Raw genomic sequence first — 20,048 nt, 5'->3', positions numbered from 1 at the left:
AAAGCAGTAAAAACAGCTTGTCCAACGGACAATCTAGTCTCGGCCCTTGGCTGAAGATTGGATTGGTCCAGCGGACAAGCTGTTTGTTGTTATGGCCGTTTCTAGTTCGTATTTTACTTAGCTTGGACTTGGGGGCGCGCTCTCATCTACGCCGTTCAGCTCATTATAGAGTACACCAACCATACGCTCTTGATCGGGTTTTTCGCTGCTTCGCCATATCATTTCGAATAGAACGCCGAGCCCGGGAAGTCTTTTTTCATCATTGCCGATGGAGCTTTCGATCACGTCGGTCAGTTCCTCACCATTTTTATTTTGTACCCGACGCACGATTGCCTGCCGCAAATCAAGATTGTTCAATCTGATCCCTCCATCATAACTACAGATTCGACAGTTAATATCTCCTGTGGCGCCACATTTCATGCCGGATGCGGCTGGCTGCTCATTCGGATAAATTCGGCAATTGTGATATACTAGGCGAAAGGTTACGACTATGGTCAGGGAGGAACATGAGCTTGGCTAAGAAGCAGTTTGCAGTAATCGGAATGGGGCGTTTCGGCTCCAGTGTAGCCACTACTTTAATGGAGCTTGGTTTCGATGTGCTTGCCATAGATCGGAGCGAGCAGATCATCCAGGATGTATCGGATTGGGCTACGCACGCGGTTTCGGCGGATACGACAGATGAAGATACGCTTCGCACACTCGCGATCTCGAATTTCGATGTGGTCGTTGTGGCGATCGGCGCGGATATTCAAGCGAGCATCCTGACCGTATTGATTCTAAAGGAACTCGGCGTGAAGCAAGTTATAGTGAAAGCGCAGAACGAGCTCCATGGCAAATTGCTGAGCAAGATCGGCGCAGATAAGATCGTTTTTCCAGAGCGCGACATGGGCATGCGGCTTGCGCATAACTTAGTATCCCCGAATATCCTCGAGTTTATTGAGTTGTCGCAGGAGTATAGCATTATAGAGCTGAAGGCTCCGGCTGAGTTAGTGGGCAAAACATTAAAGCAGCTCGATATTCGGGCCAATTATAGATGCAATGTGCTGGCCATAAAGTCCGGCGCGGAATTGAACATTGCTCCTTTTGACGATGATTGGGTTGAAGAGAACGACGTGCTCGTCATCGCGGGCAAAAGCAAAGATATTTCGAAATTAGAGCTCGACTATGCGGATTGAACGTGGGGAATAAATATGAATAAACGAATGATGAGCATTACTTCATTGCAGAACGAAAAAGTGAAAACGATTGCGGCGCTGCTTGAGAAGAAGCACCGCGACCGTACGGGACGTTTCATTGTGGAAGGCGTGCATCTCGTGCAGGAGGCGCTTCTGGCGGATGCTGATGTGGAGACGATCGTCATCGACATGGAGCGGGGCATTCCCGCAGAGCTGCGCACGCTGCTGAGCCAGACGGACTGCGAGCTTATTGAAGCGACGCCAGCCATTATCGCAAAATGTACCGGAACGGACTCGCCGCCGCCGGTGTTTGGCGTTGTCGCGAAGCCGCTGCCGGATAACTCGGCGCTATGGGGACCGAATTCGCTCGTCATCGTGCTTGACGGCGTGCGCGATCCCGGCAATGTCGGCACCATCATCCGCAGTGCGGACGCTGTTGGCGCCGATGCCGTCATCCTCGGGCAAGGCTGCGTTGATCTGTACAATCCGAAGACGGTCCGCTCGACGATGGGCTCGCTCTTCCACCTGCCAGTTATCGAAGGCGACTTGGCGGAGCTGCTTCCGGCGGCGAAGGAACGCGGCATCACGCTAGTCGGGACAAGCCTGCAGGCGACATCGACCTGCTACGGCTACAACTGGAACGAGCCGACCTGGCTACTTATGGGCAGCGAATCGCAAGGGCTGTCCGAGGAATCACTCGCTCAGGTCGATGAGCGGATCATTATTCCGATGCACGGGCGCTCAGAATCACTTAACGTGGCGATGGCGACGACGGTGCTACTATATGAAGCGATGCGGCAGCGGCGGTATTCGGTATAGCTATAATTATTTGTGAGTTGTTGTGGGTTATAACATTATATGAGACTGTTTTTAGGTTTAAATGAGACAATTTATAACGTCTACTAGAGCTCAGAACTCCCCATAAATCAAGGGCTTTGGGGAGTTAATGTCAGTAGTTATAATATGGATACTTCATTTTAAGTCAAAAGAATGCGGGGGTATATTTTTATAACCTATGATAAGACAATCCTGAGCCATTATAGTGGAGGCGATCGGAATGTATGATATTGGGGGAAACATTAGACGTCTAAGAAAGCTGAACATGCTCAACCAGAATGAGTTTTCAAGAAAGATAGGCATATCACAAGGTAGCTTAAGTGATATTGAATCGGGCAAATGCAAATCATCAATTGATACAGTCGTATCAATATATCAAACTTTCAATTGTTCGTTAGAGTTGCTTCTTACCGGGAGAGAACAAAAGGGAGCTAAAGACCTCCCTGAATTGGAAAGTCAACTACTACATATATTTCGTGAGCTAGATCGGAAAGATCAGTTAGAAATGCTAGAGATTGCGTCGCTAAAACTAAGAATTCATTGAAATCCCGTCCGATGTGAGTGAATCTCACTTTGGCGGGATTTTTTTGTAGTTACAGTATCAATGTCGGACCCTTCTCTTTGCATGTATCCCCATATTCTGGATCGTTTGTAAATTCAGAAGTAGGGACATGCAACACTATGATTGTTTAATATGGCGGCAATCTATTTTCAGGCTAAGATAGTCCATGTTTATAATAATATTGTCCATATGGGCCGTGTGCTTGAGATGCTTATAATAAGTTGACGAATGCTCTTCCCCTAAATGCTGTTATAAAAGAACTAGTTAGGCTCTCGCTTCGAATACATGGGCAGTCTTGCAGCCATAATTAGGGTCTGTGGTTCTGCTTATTTCGTTATATACGGTACCAAAGAGACTGCTCTTCAAATAATAGCCTTCAAGCTATCATATATAACTGATTTGACATTTTACTTTAGCTCTAATCCAACCTATAATGAATTCAATATTCCAGAGATGCGAAATATGTCGAAATGAAAGCGTTTTCTTCCAGTTTTTGTTGCTTCCAGTGATTGTTTTTATACCTTCCATAGTTAATCAGCAGTAGTACAAGGCAGGTGTGTATAGATGTACGTTTGGAACAAACTCATTCAGTGGTCACGGAGATCGAAGGTTCAAACCCGTCTGATCGTCACTTTTTTAATACTTTCGATTATCCCGCTGGGCATCATTGGTGTTTTATCATACAACAAATCGGCACAGTCGATTCATGAGAAGACAAGCATCTATTCGACCGAAATTTTGACTTTATTGAACAATAAAATTAACAATGAAATTCAGAAGTACGAGACCTTCGCCGATCAAATTATGATGAATGCTCGTATTCAAAACGGACTACGGGATTTCGACCAAATGAATGATTTAGATCGAAGCACCTTGCAAAATTATATTGAGGAGTCTGTATTAAAAGAAAACGTTTGGATTCTTCCCGTGATTAGAAGTATGCAGATCCAAATGAAAGATGGCCGGTTATTATATGATTATGGATACGGCCGATTGACGGACAAAGATTTTAACAGGCTAATGACAAGAGCAAAGAAGAGCTCCCTTATCGATACATGGAGTTACGGGAGGACAACAAGCGGTGAGCCTTGCTTAACGCTTATTCGGCGTATTCCCGCTTTGGACGGGAAAGATAACACTCTTGGCTATTTGATTCTCGGCATCGATGAGAGTCTATTTGCACAGACCACGTATAGTACAGCCAATCTAGGCACGGGCAGTGAATTGCTCATCATAAACGGGACTGGAGAAATGTTGTCCAGCAAGACCGATATGTTTCATGTAGGAGAGACACTGAAAGAAGAAAATCCACTTAAAGTAATGCTCGGAATCCAGCAAGTGCAGAAAAATGTAAAGCTAAATGAGGAGAATTACTTCGTTTCCGCTATTCATGATGATAGTTTGGATTGGTATTTGGTTGGGCTAATTCCTTATACCTATTTGAATGCACAATCCTATGATATCGCTTACACGATTGTTGCTGCCATTGTGCTTTGTATAATTTTCACATTCGTTCTGGCTGCATTGATCTCCTCCAGCATTGCTTCTCCGCTTAGAAATCTAAACGCTGCGACAGCCAAAGTCATGGGCGGAAATCTTAAAGTATTGATCCGTGACGAGGGCCAGGATGAGATCGGATTTCTAGCGCTCAAATTCAACCAAATGATGCAGCGAATCTATAAGTTAATTGAAGAGGTAAAGGAAGAACAGGCGAGAAAAAGGGATGCTGAATTAAGCATGCTGCAGGCTCAAATTAACCCGCACTTTTTGTTCAACACATTAAATTCGTTGAAATGGGCAGCAGTGATGAGCCAAGCCACAAGTGTAGGTGATGGACTTGGCGCGCTAGCGGAGCTCTTACGCAGTACAATTGTCAATAAGGATGAGCAGGTTACGCTTCGAGATGAGCTTCGGAATATTTCAAATTACGTCGTGATCCAGCAAGTGAGGTATGGCACGTCGCTTCAAACGGAATATGACATCGAAGAGAAGCTGATGGATGCGCATATTTTGAAATTTTTGCTGCAACCAATTGTGGAGAATGCAATTATCCACGGTTTTGAAGGCGTGGATCGAGAGCCGCGGATCACGATTTCCGCAAAGCTCATGGATACGAACAGCCTGCAAATTATGATTAGTGACAATGGTAAAGGTATGGGACCCGTGAAAATACAGCAGCTATTAAGTTCAAACGTTCACGATTCAAAAAAACGATTGGCGAGTATTGGAATGGGCAATGTCAAGGAGCGGATCAACATCCATTTTGGACAGCAGTATGGTTTGGATATTCGAAGCGAGCCGAATTGCGGGACGGACATTGTCATTACAATTCCTTATATAACCCGAAGTAAAGAGGAGAAGGCAGTATGATTAACATCTTGATTGTGGATGACGAGAAGGTCATGAGAATTGCGTTAGGGATGCTCATTAACTGGTCGGAACTCGGTTATAATTTACTCGGCGCGGCGGCTGATGGTCTCCAAGCACTGGAATTAATTGAGAGCAGCAATCCGGATATTGTAATCACCGATTTAAATATGCCGAATATGGATGGACTGGACTTGATTCGTAAGCTTCGCGAAAGCAACTTTTCAGGTAAAATCATCGTGCTTAGTAATTATGATGATTTTGAAATGGTTCGAGAAGCGATGAAACTTGGTGCGGTCGATTATATATTGAAAGTAACGCTTAAAGCGAAAGATTTAATTGAAATACTGGATAAGGCCAGTTCCGTTCTTTTGGAGGAGCGTCATCTAAAAATACAGAACAACTTTATGCTTAATGAGTTAATCGAGAAGCAGCTTCAGCAAAAAAATAGCTTCTGGAAGGAACTATTTCAAGAAGATGAGTGGTATATAACTAACGTTATAAAAGAGGGAAAGAAGCTCGGTATTAGCTCGGAAAGCGTAGCGGGCCAGCTCTTCCTAATTAAGATTGACCATTACGACGCGGCGTTAACGAATGGCAAAATTAATAACAAAAAGCTGCTAGACTTTTCGGTTACTAACATCATCAAGGAAACGGTCGCAGTCAAAAATGCGATTGAGATTGTGGGTATTGGGAACGGGCATTATGTGATCCTAAAGTACTCGCAGGATAAGTCCGATGATGAAGCAGCCAAGCAGCAAAGTCTGCGACACTTAATGTACACGTTGAATTTATATTTAAATTTAAGTGTAAGTATAGCGATCAGTGACAGATTTACTGGATTTGATCAGCTTCGCGTTCAGTTTGCCCGGTGCATAGAGGCGATGTCTGCTACCTTTTATACCGGTGCGGGTTCGGTGATCCCTGTTCAGTCTGTTCAGTTCCAATCGGCGCTCATGCAATCGGAGTATTTGGAGTGGACCAATGAATTAATAGGGGCAGTAGATGCCGGAGATAGCACGCAGATCACGGAGATGCTTGATACGCTAATGGAGCATGCGAGGGCATCGAACTGTAAGCCGAATACGCTTAAGCATTTCATTATGACACTGCTGGCAGAAGCCGAAAGTTTGATTATGAGATGGGAAAAAAATAACGGAGTGGAAAGCATCATAAGAAGTGGGCGAACGCATTCCGAGCTGGAGTCGAAGCAGCAGCCCATTCAACAAGCGGATACGTTGGAAACACTTCATGCGTTGGCCGTGCAAGCATTCATAGAAGTAGTCGAACACGTGCTTGAGGTGAAACAGAAGCGATTTAGAAAAGAAGTACTTCGTGTTATGGAAATCATGGGGGAACATCTCGATCGTAGAATCACCTTAGAAATGCTTGCGAGCGCTGTTAATATGACGGAAACCTACTTATGCCGAATCTTTAAGCAAGACGTTGGCAAGAGCATCGTGCAATATATGAACGAATTGAAAATTAATCATGCGGTTGAATTGTTGAAGATGCCCGATGCAAGGATAAAAGAAGTTGCGCTTGCAGTAGGTGTCGAGGATCCGTTTTATTTCAACCGGCTATTTAAGAAGTCGGTTGGCCAAAGTCCATCTGATTTTCGCAGAGGGTTATTTCCAAGCAATCAGTCCCATTAAAGGATCTTCATTGTCGAGGTGGCTGTCATGAGTATAACGAGATGGATAGCAATAGGTCTAAGCATGGCAATCATAGGGGCTCTTTTATGCAGCTGCAGCTTGTCAGAAAGCAAAGCTAAGCTCGATGACGCGAGCGGCTCGCCTGGCGAATATACGTTTGCCAATAAAACGTTAAGTGTTGCGGTATTCGACAATGGTAGCGGCAGCAAAGAAAAGTATTGGCGTGCGATTATCCAGAAGTTCGAAGCGGATTATCCGGGAGTTACGATTCATCTTCAGTCGAACCCCAATATTCTGGATATTATCGCCCCTCAGTTCATCACGGGTCATCCTCCTGACTTGATCGTAATTCCGCCGAATTCAAACGGGGGAGTTCTTGATCAAATGACAAAGGACAAGCAATTCCTCGATTTGACTCCGCTATTCGAAAGTAACGGGACGGGGACGAATTCACCTTTGAAAGACAGCTTTTTGGATGGAATATTAACGTATTCCAGGCCTTTGAACGATGGGAAAATGTATTTTGCACCTTTTACGACAAGCCCGATGGGACTCATTTATAACAAAGCACTGTTTCGAAGCAAAGGATGGAAGCCACCTAAAACCTGGGATGAATTTATGGCACTCGGCAAAGCTGCGAAACAGGAAGGAAGATCGTTGTTCACGTATCAGGGACTATATCCGAGTTATATTGAATCCATGTTCTGGTCCTCCGTTGCATCTGCAGGAGCGCCCGAAGCTGTGATGAACGCAGAAAACTACGTTAAAGGTGCTTTTAAATCGAGCTCGGTGCAACAAGCAATGGAAGTCTATGCTACCATTGCGAAGAAAGGATATCTGTTGCCGGGATCCGTGACGATGAATCATACGCAGTCACAGGCTGCGTTTCTACAAGGCAAAGCCCTCTTTATTCCATGCGGGACTTGGATTGAAGATGAAATGAAGAATATGCCTCGTGAGGACGGATTTGAATACGGTTTTCTGGCACCGCCTGTATTTACGAAGGACGCGCAGCAATATGCAGAGATTTGGATGGACGGCATATATATTCCAGCCAAAGCACAAAACATAGAGTTAGCCAAAGCCTTTCTAAGTTATCAATACCGGGATGAAAGCGTGAAGCTGAATGCGGAGATTACGCAAGGCGTCGTGGCTGTTAAGAATGGCGCGGATTTAGCCAAGCCGTATATATCCCCAGTCTTTTACGATGCAGCTAAAATTTTCGATAACGGTGTCAAACCGATTATTTTTCAGTGGAAATCCACGCCGAGTACGGACGTCAATATCACAAATGATCTGTGGTTGCCTTTAGGAAGCATTATGCAAAGCATGATGTCGGTATCTCAATGGCAGGACCAGCTTGAGGCGGCATCCGCTAAGCTCAGAGCATTGCTTGCGAGTGTCACGGCGAATTAATCAGAGAAGCAGTATGAGTTAATCCACAACTCATACTGCTTTTTTTGTTGAATTGAGATACAAGATAAAGTGGCTTAGATAGTGCAGGCTTTGTGCAATTTTGTGAATGTTGGGTTAGGAGTGCATCCACGTATAATTGGGTCAGGGTAAAAGATGCAAGCAAATACACCCACAATCAGGAGGAGTCATTCAATGAAAAAACGATTTGCTGTTCCGGCTTTAATGGTTACATCTGCATTATCGCTATCTTTGCTCGCAGGATGCGGGGATTCAAACACGAACAACTCGGCATCATCCAACACTTCTTCAACGAACGCTGCCTCAACGAACGATTCATCAACAAACACCGCTTCAACAAACACAGCCTCAAACAATGCTTCTACGGATACGTCAACGAATACCACGACTTCAGCTCTTGAGGGCAAAGTTGTCATGTGGTCGATGTGGAGTGAAACAGAACCACAAGCGGCTGTCATCAAACAAGCAGTTGAAGATTTCAAAGCTGCTAACCCTAACGTGGATCTTGAGGTTAAATTCCAGGGCCGCGATGAATTCAAGCTTATTAAACCAGCTTTGGACGGCGGAGAAGCAATCGATATTTGGGAAGGGGATCCTTCCAATATGATTAACACGACGAAGGATCATGTTCTTAAACTTGATGACTTGCTTACCCAACCTGCAATTGGCATGGACAAGTCCGTACAGGATTCCTTGCTACCTAGCTTGATGAACTGGACCAAATCGCTGTCCACGCAGGCAGGATTGGAGGAAGGCTTCTATGCGCTCCCGCAACAGCCGTTTGCAGTTGAGTTCTTCTATAACAAGTCGGTTTGGGATAAAGCAGGCGTGACGCAGGCGCCAAAAACTTGGGATGAGTTCATGGCAGCTGCCGATCTGATTAAGAAATCCGGCTCCGCTCCAGTGACATTCGACGACGCTTACCGCGACCAATTCATCGGCGGTTACTTGGCAAGCGCAATGGGCAGCGATTGGGTCGACCAGCTGGTTAAAGACAAGACGGGCGATATGTGGAAAGATCCGATCGTCCTTCAGTTTGCAAAAGACGTTCAAGCGATGAGAGAAAAAGGCTTCTTCTCCGACAAAATCGCGGGAAGCAAATATCCAGCCGCTCAACAGGATTTGGTATTGGGACAATCGGCGACTTACCTGAATGGTACATGGCTGCCTAACGAAGTATCGAAGACAGCAGGCCCGGATTTCCAATGGGGCGCGTTCCAGTTCCCAACGGTAGCAAATGGTAACGATAAAGGCGGTCAGCAAAATCTTGTATTCGGCGCTCAAGGCATTCTGATGAATAAAGACAGCAAGAACATTCCTGCGGCGTACGAGTTTGTGAAGTATCTCGTTAGCAAGAAAACACAGGAAGGCATGGTTAAGCAAGCGGTGGCCATCCCTGCAACGATTGATACGGACTGGCCGGCACAGCTTGCGGATGCTCAAACCGCATTCAACAATGCACAAGTCAATATGCCATGGGGCTTCGGTATCGACAACGGCGGCGACTTCTCCTCCGGTACGATTATACCGGTATTTATGGAATTGATAACAGGCAAGCTTAGCGCGGAACAATACGTGGATAAAATGGTTTCTGAGTCGAAGAAGTTCTATACAGGGAAATAACCGGAAGTAGCGTAAAATGACAATCGATATGCGGCAGTCAGCAGGACTGCTGCATATCGATTTTTTTGGAGGGCAGGACATGTTAATCAAGCGACCTATAATCGCACTATTTCTTATGCCGGCAGTGCTCATTTACCTCGTAATCTTCCTGTATCCAACCCTTCGGGCAGGCGTTATGAGCTTCTATTCCATCGATACGCTGACAGCTGCTTTTAAGGAGTGGAAGTATGTTGGAATCGGAAACTATTCGGATCTGATTGCAAACCAATATTTTAGAGGCTCAGTTTGGAATGTGTTCGTCATTTGGTTAGTTGGCGGTTTGATTATTTTTGTATTCGCTTTTCTGTTTGCTGCTATCTTATCTTCGGGTGTACGCGGCAAAGGCTTCTGGCGTTCCCTTATTTTCTTGCCGAATACCGTTTCTGCCGTCGTTTTGTCGGTCATCTGGCTGCAGTACATTTATAGCTCCAATTATGGATTTTTAAAGACGGTATTTAAGTTTCTGGGGTTGAATACACTTGCGAGCGTCCAATGGACGGACAGTGAACATATTTTCGGTTCGATGGTGATCGCTTACTGCTTTGGTTCGATCGGGTATTTCATGTTAATTTTACAAGCTGCGATGGATAGAATCCCTACTGATTTTTATGAAGCGTCCGTGCTGGAAGGAGCTAATCCGTTTCATAAGTTTTTCTTTATAACACTGCCTTTAATGCGGGATGTCTTTCGCACGACGCTTATGCTGTGGACGATTACGGCGATTAACTGGTTTGTCTGGTCTGCAACGTTCGGTCTAGCGGAACAGAGCACGACAACACCGGGCTATTACATGTACATGAAAGTCTTCGGAAGCAGTACCAACTCACATACCACAACAGAAGTGTTTAATGTCGGGACCGGTGCAGCGGTAGGCATTCTCATCATGATTGCCATCATCGCAATATCTGCGGTTATGAATTTGTTCTTCCGCAAGGAACGTCTGGAATACTAAGGAAGGTGTTGAAGTATGAAGAAGATTCGGTATATACCGCTTTATGCGTGGCTGTTGTTTTCGATTGTACTGTTTGGATATGCGTTTCTGGCCTCGTTCAGCACCACCAGAGATATCTTTACAAACAAGCTGCTTAGCACGGGATTTCACTTCTCCAATTATACGAATTTATTTAAAACGACGGATATGGGCCGCTATTTCACGAATAGTGTCATTTACACCGTGGTTTCCTGTCTCGGAATCATCGTCGTAGCTGCCCCTGCTGCCTATATACTGGGTCGCGTTGAGTTTCGCGGCAAACGAATCGTGAACATGATGTTTCTCTCTGCGCTCTCGATTCCGGGACTGCTTATTTCGATTCCTCTATTCGCTTTATTTGTCCAACTCAAGCTTACTGGCTCCATCTTTACGTTAATCTTCATCTATATTTTCACTAACGTACCGTTCAGCGTCTTCCTATTGGTCGGGTTCTTCTCTTCCATACCTAAAGAGTTGGAAGAGTCCGCCGCCATGGATGGCTGCGGTCCGATTAAAGCCTTTATCCGGATTATTATGCCGATGGCTTCACCTGGAATCATTACATTATCAATCTTTAATTTCCTTGGCATTTGGAACGAATATTTCTATGCATTGATTTTCGCAAATTCTCCCGAGCGCAAACCGCTGTCGCTGGCGCTTCAATCCATTGTCCAAGGCTTCACGAACACTGGCGATTACGCAGGCATCTTTGCGGCTTCGATGATTGTGTTTCTCCCGACCTTTATTCTCTATATCTTGGTCTCGAAAAAAATTGTTGCCGGTATTACGGTAGGGGCAGTAAAAGGATGAGTCGGCCGATTAAAATACCATGCAGGTTACACAACCTGGTATTTAATCAGCCGATTAATCGTTGGGATGAGGCTCTGCCTTTAGGAAACGGATTGACCGGATGTCTTGTATGGGGAAACGGTGCGCCGCTTTGTCTAAGCCTTGATCGGGGGGATCTGTGGGATACAAGGCTCGTCCCAGAAGTACAGGATGAAGGATTCACGTATCGGAACCTCATTGAGCTTGTCCGTAATGGGGATCAACAGCAGATCACACGCAGATTCAGCGACTTCTTCTCTGAATATCCGAACCCGACGAAGCTGCCGGCTGGCCGGATTGAATTTCATGGACCTGCGGCGGAGACGATGTCATGCGAAATGCATCTTCGCGAAGCGATGGCGGAAGTGACATGGGAAGCTGATGGCAAGTCGCATCGCCTAGAGACGTTCCTGCATGCTGAGAATGGGCTTGGCTATATTCGCATATCCAGTGGAGGAGGGCGGGACCAGCTTCTATTCAAGCTAATGGCTCCTGTATATACGAATTCTTCCGATCTATCGCCAGACTCTCTGGCTCTGCTGGATTACCCTGGTGCAGAGTATGGCAGTGAAGATGGGCTCTCTTGGTTCCTGCAGCGAACAAGCCATGAGCTAGAGTATGCCATTGTTGTAGCCGAATGCAAAACGTCCGAGCGCACGACAGAATGGGTGTATCTCGTAGCAGCTAACCATGACGGTGACGACTGGTTTGAGCGAGCGAAATCTAAAGTGCGGGCGGCCGTTCAAACCGGCTTTGATGCAGCGTTTCCTTCTCACTTCTCGTGGTGGAAGCGGTATTGGCAGAAGAGCGAGATTATGCTGCCAGATTTTGAGATGGAGCAGCAGTGGTACCTCACCAATTACTTGTTCGGATCCTGTTCACGTAAAGGCGCTCCACCTATGCCGCTTCAAGGCGTTTGGACGGCTGATGAAGGTAAGCTGCCGCCATGGAAAGGCGATTATCACCATGATCTGAATACCGAGCTGAGCTACTGGCATTACCTGAAAGCTAACCATCTGGAGGAAGGGGAGAGCTTCCTCGATTTCCTATGGAAGCTGCGGCCGGCAGCACGTGAATTCGCACAGTCCTACTATGAAACCGATGGTATTAATCTGCCCTCTGTTATGACCATTGACGGCAAACCGCTCGGCGGCTGGCCGATGTACTCGCTAAGTCCGACGAATCAAATTTGGCAGTGTCATGCATTTGATCAGTACTGGCTGTATACCGGAGACAGAGAGTTCCTTGAAACAAAGACATACGTTTATTTCAAAGAAACGGCGCTGTGTATCCTAGACCTGTTGGTTCGAGGGGATGACGGCAAGCTGAAGCTGCCGATTTCGAGCTCGCCGGAAATTCACGATGACAGCTTGGACTCGTGGCTTACGCCGAATAGCAATTACGATCTGGCGCTGCTTCGGTATCTCTTTGCACGATTGACGCAAATGTCAGAGCTACTGGGCATGACAGAGGATTTCGAGTGCTGGTCAGCAGCTTCCGAAGTGCTGCCCGAGCTTGCCGTTGATGAATCGGGATTCATGCTCAGTCCGGATGAGAGATTGCTAGAAAGTCATCGTCACTTCTCGCATGCGATGGCCATATATCCGTTGCAAACCGTCGATTATCACCGTTCCGAAGCGGAGAAGAAGATCATTGACGATACAATTGCGCGTCTAGAGGTACTCGGCAAAGGGATGTGGGTAGGCTACTCGTTCGCCTGGATGGCGGCTCTCTATACGAGACAGGGGAACGGCGAGGCGGCTAGGTATCACTTACAGCAATTCTGGGAGCACCTCTGTTCACCTAACGGATTCCACCTTAATGGTGACTTCCGAAGGACGGGACTTACACAGTTCCACTACCGGCCATTCACGCTGGAAGGGAATATGGCTGCGGCGGATGCTTTGCAAGAGATGCTACTTCAAACAAACGGCGGGATCATAAGACCTTTCGCAGCCGTGCCGAACGATTGGCTTGAGAAGGGAGTCGAGTTTCAACGGTTCCGCGGTGAAATGGGCATCTTGATCTCTGCCAAAGCGGTTGGAGGGCGATTGGATTATGTACATTTGCAGGCTGAGCGGGGCGGAGTATTTTTGCTCGAGAACCGGTTTGATACGGATAAACTCACTGTCGAGCGAGATGGGGCTGTAACTGTATTGGAATGTAGGATTGGCGGGGTATGCCCGATGTTGCTTGAAGCGGGGGACCAGTGCACGGTGAGAGGAGCATCATGAATCTGTAAATGTAACATGTAATACAAGTTGTAGCGAGGAAGTATCAAAGTATGCGTTCTATACAAAGAGGAGGTCATTTTGTGGCAAGAAAGTCATGGGAAAAGCTTTTGAAGAAAAGTACATGTCTTATGCTGACGGCATTAATTATTGCGCCCAATATCCCATCCACTGTAAAAACCGCAAGCGCAGCTACAGGAGATTCGGGTTCTTGGATTACAGTGAATGACAACGATTCAAGCATCACGTACACAAATGTAGTTAACTCTTGGTCGGGTAGTTCCAATCGGAATGTTACCCCAGCCGACATCAATAAAGATATTCATAATAATGGTGGCAATTTAAGTGGTAATTTGGGTGGATCCGCAAAATTAACATTTACCGGAACTGGTATTAGATGGATCGCTGAGAAGTGGAATGGGGCCGCCAATGATGCTGTAGTGTTAATTGACGGCGTGCAGCAGGGGACGACGTATAGTTTGAACAATGGCGGTTCAAATGCCGGCAACCAGCTGATATTTGAGAAAACCGATTTGCCACTAGGCACGCATACCATTGAGATCGATGCCTATGGTAGAAATGGCGGCGGCACTAATATCGATGCATTCCAATATTTAGTCTCCTCTACACTTGCTACATCGCTGACTGTAAGCGGAGCAGGCGGTGCGACTGCTATTGCGGTTAAGAACGGCACGCTGCAAATGCAGGCTGCTGTTCTGCCAGTCGGTGCAAGCAGCAATGTAACCTGGAGTGTTTATGAAGCTGATGGTCAGACAGCTACGGATAAAGCATCAATTGATGCCAATGGATTGCTTACGGCCCTCAAAGACGGGAGCGTTAAGGTCGTCGCGACTACTACAGACGGTAGCGGAGTGAAGGGTTCTGCATCGATCGTAATTAGCGGACAAACGGTCACTTGGATTACAGTGAATGACAATGACTCTAGCATCACTTACACAAATGCAGCTAACAATTGGTCCGGCAGTTCCAATCGGACTGTTACCCCAGCCGACATCAATAACGATATTCATAATAACGGCGGCCAAACAAGCGGAGTGTTGGCAGGTTCGGCAAAGTTCACCTTTACTGGAAGCGCTATTAGGTGGATTGCTGAGAAGTGGAATGGGGCCGCCAATGACGCTGTGGTGTTAATTGACAATGTGCAGCAGGGAACGACTTATAGTTTGAATAATGGCGGTGCAAATGCCGGCAATCAACTCATTTTTGAGAAAACCGATTTGCCGCCGGGCACGCATACCATTGAGGTCGATGCCTATGGCAGAAATGGCGGCGGTATGAATATCGATGCCTTTCAATATATTGCTTCTTCGCTGTCAGGAGGACCGGATGATAATGCGCCGGCCGACAGCTATGTGATGGAAAATGATAGTATTAAGGTTTCTTTGGACAAAACATTCCCTCAAGCACTAACGTATCAATTGAAATCGACAAACGGCTTGCTTTATGGCGGATATCCGAACGCCGATCATGTAGCCTATATTACGGATAGTGTAAACCAGGTAGGTAAGTCCTATCCTGCCACGGTTACCTCTTTTACTCAGGGAGCACTGAAATCAACTTATACATTGAGCGTGCCCGACTTCCACGGCGGTGTTAATATCGGGTATGAATTTTCACTGGACGGCAATCAACTCGTAAAGAAAATAACAAGCATTTCCGGATCCGGTGAAACTAGCCTCATGTCGCTTAAGCTCGATGTTCCTACCATTAGGGCTAGAGGCGATCAGGCAAATGCCAATGTTGCATACGAATATGAAGATGATCCGGATATGTACAATAACTACCAAGGCGAAGTAAATGGCGATACCCTATCTGCGGTCAGTGCGCTGACTGATCGTACGGATTGGAGCTCATGGGCATTTACGTATACGGATAAGATTGTAGGTACGGTATATAACAATCTGTTCGATACGCCGTTACAAGTAAAGGTAAAAACCTATAATAACGTCAAGCACGCCGGCTTGTATGAGAGAGAATACTATTATCGTTTACCGTATAAGCCGAACACGGGGGCCGGAAATACGCTCGGTGCCGAAACTAGCGTACCAACAGGGCGATTGTTGGAAAGCAGAACTTATATCGGCGCCGATACGAATACCAACGGCGTAGTGGATTGGCAGGACGGCGCTATTTGGGTAAGAGACCAGCTGCCGAAACCTTTGCAAGGCATGCAGGATATATATGCGGCCGGAGGTGCATGGCAGCAAGTTCACGGCACTTTCCCTAGCAACGCTACCAACTCGGAGGTAAGGTCACCGTATTCTATTTTTGCGCCTCAAATGAGAGAAATTTACTACATGACAGAAGGTTCGCCACAGGAATTCGCCGTAGCCGGATGGCAGCAACACGGCCATGACTGGAGATGGGGAGACTGGAATCAGCCGGTAAGCCCGGGTGCAGGCGGTCTTCAGGCTATGATTAAGGCCGAAGACGATATGTCTAATTATGGCGGAGAAGTATCCTACCACTTAAATCAAGAGCTCACGCTTGACCAAGCGGATTCCTACGATCCAAAAGTGATTTCGCGTAATTCTAGCGGAGGTTTAATTGCATATAACGCCGTATTCGGTCAACATACGTTTTATAACAAATCTTACTTTTTGGATTGGGCAGCCGGAAACACGCCTGCACGGATGAATAACTTCTTTACTACGCAAGGCATGCCGGCGCCTAAGATGCTTTACAATGACCAGATGTGGAAAAACCCAAGTCCATTTAACGGTGTGTATGGCGTACACGAAGCTTGGGCTGAAGCACAAATTTTTGATACCTACCGTAAATTTGGGATTAATATTGCCACTGAGGGCTATTCGCCGGTTCACTTGAGAAATGGCCAATTCAGCAACAAATACAGAAACAACACGAATTCCCGAATCGATGATTTCGTAGCTGCCGGCCGTTCTTCTTATCACATCGGTTCAGGTAATCTAGCTCAATTATTCAGTGGACTTATTGCAAGCTCCAGTCGTTCGGGAAATTTATTGCAGGCTAGCAATATATTTGGTAATGCCGTAATCGATGACTTCTATACCTATACGTATTTGAACGCATTCTTACAGCAGCAATCTGCATCGGAGTATATCGATAATGCACAAATGACGGCTGTAAGATGGGGCAATAACACGTATGCCAAGCTTGATAAGACCAAGGGCAACAAGTTTATGGTTACACAAGGCAATGTTATCATAGCGGACGGTAATGACAGATTTATTCCGGATCTGAAGGAACCAAGTCAGCAGATTCATGTCTATAGCTTGAACGGAAGCAGTCGGGATTGGGTGCTTCCGGCATCTTGGGCGGGAGTTGCACAAGTCGATCGTTATGAGCTTACGGAGTCCGGAAAGTCTTATATTGATCGAATTGATGTAACGGATGGCCAAGTTCATTTGGATACCCCTGCGAAGGTACCTTATATCCTTGTCCCTGCAGCTTCGCAAGCGGTAGAAGCAGGCGCTGTCAACACGGCAAAAGAAGGCCAGGCGGAAGCTTCGAGCGAGTCGGGAACCGACTTTGCAGCCAATGCGGTTGACGGCAATGAGGCTACGGTTTGGACGGCAGAAGGTGGAAGCGACTCTTGGCTGGAAGTTACTTTCGACCATGAAACGGAAGTAAACCGCGTAGATATTATGGAGCAGGGCAATAAAATTTATGGGTACAAGCTTCAATATAAGCAAGGTGATGCTTGGGTTGATCTTAAAGCCGGCACCAAAATAGGAGCTAAAAAACAGTTCTTGTTCCCGAATATCAGAACCGATAAGGTTAGGTTTTATATCGCTCAATCATTAAATAATCCGCAAATCAAAGAGTTCAGCGTATATGCGGATGCCAACCTTTCGAGAAAGGCTGCGTCTTCTGCTGACTCCGTTACGACGGATACGTTGGTGATCCCGGATGATCGGGGCGTCAATGTCAATTATACAGTGGCAGAAAATAGCCAAAATGCAAATGATGGAGCGCTAGAGACGTTCTGGAAACCGACCAAAACGGCGGGTGCTTGGCTGGAAATGGATTTTTCAAGAACGTCCAGAGTAAACAGAGCCGTTATCAATGAGGCAGGCAACGCAGTAACTAGCTACAAGCTCCAGTACTTTAAAGGCTCGACGTGGGTTGATCTTGTCGGCGGAGCATCAATTGGGGGATCTCTAGAGGTTAATTTCCCAACAGTTGAAACCCAGAAAGTGAGATTGTATATTGTCTCCGCGAATGCTCTTCCTAAAATCAGCGAGTTCAATCTGTTTGGCGTAGGTCAAGCGATAAAAGGATCATCAACGGATGGTAACTTGGCTTTAAATAGAACAGCGACTCAAAGCTCAATCTTATCCAGTTCCAGCGCGGTGGCAAGTCGGGCTGTAGACGGGAATACCGATGGCAACTATAGCAACGGTTCCGTTTCGCACACGGATAATAACGCGCAAGCTTGGTGGATGGTGGATCTTGGCGCGACGAATTCGATTGGGCAAATTCAAATTTTTGGAAGAACGGATTGTTGTGGCAATCGCTTGAGTGATTTTAACGTACTGCTTTTGGACGAGAATCAAAATGTCGTTTGGTCTAACCATCAGACAACACAGCCAAATCCAAGCACGACTGTCGATGCGGGCGGCGCCAACGGCAGGTATGTAAAAATTCAATTAACAGGCACGAATTACTTAAGCTTGGCCGAAGTGAAAGTCTATGCCAAGGCGGTTACAGGAGCAGATAAGTCTGTTTTGCAAAGCTTGTATGATGACTGTTTAACACTTGTAACAAACAGGTACACGGATGAAACTTGGGCGAATTTTTCGGCAGCGCTCACGGCGGCGGAACAAGTGCTTGGGAATCCGGGTGCAACTGAAACTCAGGTAAGTGAGGCTAATAGCAATCTGTTCTATGCCAAAGAAGGGCTGGTAGAAGAACCGGATACTACATCGCCAGTCACTTCTGCGATTGTAACGGGAGCTGTCGGAGCGGATGATTGGCATACATCGGAAGCAACTGTTTCACTCCAAGCAACGGATGACGAATCAGGAGTCAAATCGACCGAGTACGCCATCAATGTCCTGCTCAGCGATAACGGTACGCAGTCGACCGCAGGCTTTGTGCCTTATACGTCTCCTATCGTACTGAGCAGCGGAATTTATGAAATTCAATACCGCTCGATGGATCAAGCGGGTAACGTAGAAGTCGTAAAATCCGTCACGGTGAAGTCGGACCCTGACGCGCCTACGTTCACCATGATGGAGAACGGTAATCCGCTAGAGGACGGCGCAGTATTCGAGGATGGACAGACGGTTACGTTCGAACTGCAAAGTGCAGATACTTTATCTGGGGTGGTTACGCAATCTGTAACGGTGGATGGTACGCCATATGAGCCAGGAGCTCCACTGAATCTAGCGGGAATCGGTGTTCACGTCATCCAAGTGCTTGTAACGGATCAAGCGGGTAACTCAAGTAAATGGACCGCGTACGTGGCCGTTACCGATACGGTTTCGCCAGTTACTTCCGCAACCGTAAGCGGAACCGCTGGAGCGAATGACTGGTATACATCGGATGTGACCGTATCGCTGCAAGCATCGGATCAAGAATCTGGAGTTGCGTCTACCGAATATTCACTTATTGCCGACCAAAGCAGTAACGGCACACAATCGACGAGTGGCTTTGTCCCTTATACATCGCCAATTGTGCTTAGCGACGGGATTTATGAAATTCAATATCGTTCCACCGATCAGTCGGGTAACGTGAGCGCTACCCAATCCATTACCATTAAGTCCGATATTGAGGCGCCTGCTTTCACGCTATCGGCGAATGGACAATCGTTGAACAACGGCGATGTATTCGAGGATTACAAGACGATTACGCTCAATTTGCAAAGTGCGGATCAATTAGCAGGAGGGGCATCTCAATCCGTAACTGTGGACGGAAAGCCTTATGAGCCCGGAGCGCCACTCAATTTCGCCGGGCAGATCGGGCCTCATGTCATCCAAGTCATCGTAACGGACCAAGCAGGTAATGCAACAAATTGGACCGCGAGTGTGAATGTAACGACAAGCAGTAATTCAATGCAACAGCTCTTAAATAAATTCACTGCATCAGGCGAATTGACCGGGTCAATTCAGTCCCAGCTATCCAATAGCTTGAGACAAGCGATGGATCAGTCCGTCAAAGGTCATACGGATCAAGCCGTAAAACATATGCAGGATTTCCTGAAGCATATGAATAATTCTGCTCTGCAGAATAACATTTCCAGCAATGCCAAGAAGGTTCTATCTGCCGATGCGAATGCAGTAATTGAGGCCTGGTCGAAGTAACGATTTCGTTTAGAGAAGA

The 20,048-nt window shown here is 46.5% G+C and carries 12 protein-coding genes; 11 read left to right on the top strand and 1 reads right to left on the bottom strand.

The window, feature by feature from the left end:
* Positions 1-117: 117 nt before the first annotated feature.
* Complete coding sequence (gene sspI / locus BMY11_RS24315; protein ID WP_090582300.1) at positions 118-357, bottom strand: small acid-soluble spore protein SspI; 240 nt, start codon at positions 355-357, stop codon at positions 118-120.
* A 155-nt stretch (positions 358-512) separates the two neighbouring features.
* On the opposite strand from sspI, the gene BMY11_RS24310 reads away from it, so the two are divergent.
* From BMY11_RS24310 to BMY11_RS24260, 11 genes are all read left to right on the top strand, one after another.
* The gene (locus BMY11_RS24310; RefSeq protein ID WP_090582298.1) at positions 513-1,175 is read left to right on the top strand and encodes a potassium channel family protein; all 663 of its coding nucleotides are present in this window, start codon (positions 513-515) and stop codon (positions 1,173-1,175) included.
* Positions 1,176-1,190: 15 nt separating this feature from the next.
* Positions 1,191-1,994, top strand: coding sequence for a TrmH family RNA methyltransferase (locus tag BMY11_RS24305; RefSeq protein WP_090582296.1), 804 nt, complete (start codon positions 1,191-1,193; stop codon positions 1,992-1,994).
* A gap of 238 nt (positions 1,995-2,232) precedes the next feature.
* The gene (locus BMY11_RS29780) at positions 2,233-2,556 is read left to right on the top strand and encodes a helix-turn-helix domain-containing protein (protein ID WP_090582295.1); all 324 of its coding nucleotides are present in this window, start codon (positions 2,233-2,235) and stop codon (positions 2,554-2,556) included.
* Positions 2,557-3,138: 582 nt separating this feature from the next.
* The gene (locus BMY11_RS24295) at positions 3,139-4,944 is read left to right on the top strand and encodes a cache domain-containing sensor histidine kinase (RefSeq protein WP_090582292.1); all 1,806 of its coding nucleotides are present in this window, start codon (positions 3,139-3,141) and stop codon (positions 4,942-4,944) included.
* Positions 4,945-4,958: 14 nt separating this feature from the next.
* The gene (locus tag BMY11_RS24290; RefSeq protein WP_256217756.1) at positions 4,959-6,596 is read left to right on the top strand and encodes a response regulator transcription factor; all 1,638 of its coding nucleotides are present in this window, start codon (positions 4,959-4,961) and stop codon (positions 6,594-6,596) included.
* A gap of 27 nt (positions 6,597-6,623) precedes the next feature.
* A complete protein-coding gene (locus BMY11_RS24285) occupies positions 6,624-8,012 on the top strand; it encodes a carbohydrate ABC transporter substrate-binding protein (RefSeq protein WP_090582288.1) in 1,389 nt (462 codons plus the stop codon).
* A 192-nt stretch (positions 8,013-8,204) separates the two neighbouring features.
* Positions 8,205-9,653, top strand: coding sequence for an ABC transporter substrate-binding protein (locus BMY11_RS24280; RefSeq protein ID WP_177182803.1), 1,449 nt, complete (start codon positions 8,205-8,207; stop codon positions 9,651-9,653).
* 79 nt (positions 9,654-9,732) lie between these two features.
* Positions 9,733-10,644 carry a carbohydrate ABC transporter permease gene (locus BMY11_RS24275; RefSeq protein ID WP_090582379.1) on the top strand — a complete coding sequence of 304 codons (912 nt, stop codon included), beginning with the start codon at positions 9,733-9,735 and terminating at the stop codon, positions 10,642-10,644.
* A 15-nt stretch (positions 10,645-10,659) separates the two neighbouring features.
* Entirely contained in the window at positions 10,660-11,472 is an 813-nt protein-coding gene (locus BMY11_RS24270; protein WP_090582284.1) for a carbohydrate ABC transporter permease, read from the top strand.
* Positions 11,469-13,724, top strand: coding sequence for a glycosyl hydrolase family 95 catalytic domain-containing protein (locus BMY11_RS24265; RefSeq protein WP_090582282.1), 2,256 nt, complete (start codon positions 11,469-11,471; stop codon positions 13,722-13,724). The genes BMY11_RS24270 and BMY11_RS24265 overlap by 4 nt, the downstream gene beginning before the upstream one ends.
* 80 nt (positions 13,725-13,804) lie before the next feature.
* Entirely contained in the window at positions 13,805-20,029 is a 6,225-nt protein-coding gene (locus BMY11_RS24260; protein WP_177182802.1) for an OmpL47-type beta-barrel domain-containing protein, read from the top strand.
* Positions 20,030-20,048 lie beyond the last annotated feature (19 nt).

It is taken from the genome of Paenibacillus sp. OV219 (assembly GCF_900110075.1).
Lineage (GTDB): Bacteria > Bacillota > Bacilli > Paenibacillales > Paenibacillaceae > Paenibacillus_Z.
This window is presented reverse-complemented; position numbering and strand designations above follow the sequence as displayed.

Bases quoted from the DNA above. Each gene is read 5' to 3' on its own strand.
- BMY11_RS24305 (WP_090582296.1), top strand. From the start codon at position 1,191: ATGAATAAACGAATGATGAGCATTACTTCATTGCAGAACGAAAAAGTG.
- BMY11_RS29780 (WP_090582295.1), top strand. From the start codon at position 2,233: ATGTATGATATTGGGGGAAACATTAGACGTCTAAGAAAGCTGAACATG.
- BMY11_RS24295 (WP_090582292.1), top strand. From the start codon at position 3,139: ATGTACGTTTGGAACAAACTCATTCAGTGGTCACGGAGATCGAAGGTT.
- BMY11_RS24285 (WP_090582288.1), top strand. From the start codon at position 6,624: ATGAGTATAACGAGATGGATAGCAATAGGTCTAAGCATGGCAATCATA.
- BMY11_RS24280 (WP_177182803.1), top strand. From the start codon at position 8,205: ATGAAAAAACGATTTGCTGTTCCGGCTTTAATGGTTACATCTGCATTA.
- BMY11_RS24275 (WP_090582379.1), top strand. From the start codon at position 9,733: ATGTTAATCAAGCGACCTATAATCGCACTATTTCTTATGCCGGCAGTG.
- BMY11_RS24270 (WP_090582284.1), top strand. From the start codon at position 10,660: ATGAAGAAGATTCGGTATATACCGCTTTATGCGTGGCTGTTGTTTTCG.
- BMY11_RS24265 (WP_090582282.1), top strand. From the start codon at position 11,469: ATGAGTCGGCCGATTAAAATACCATGCAGGTTACACAACCTGGTATTT.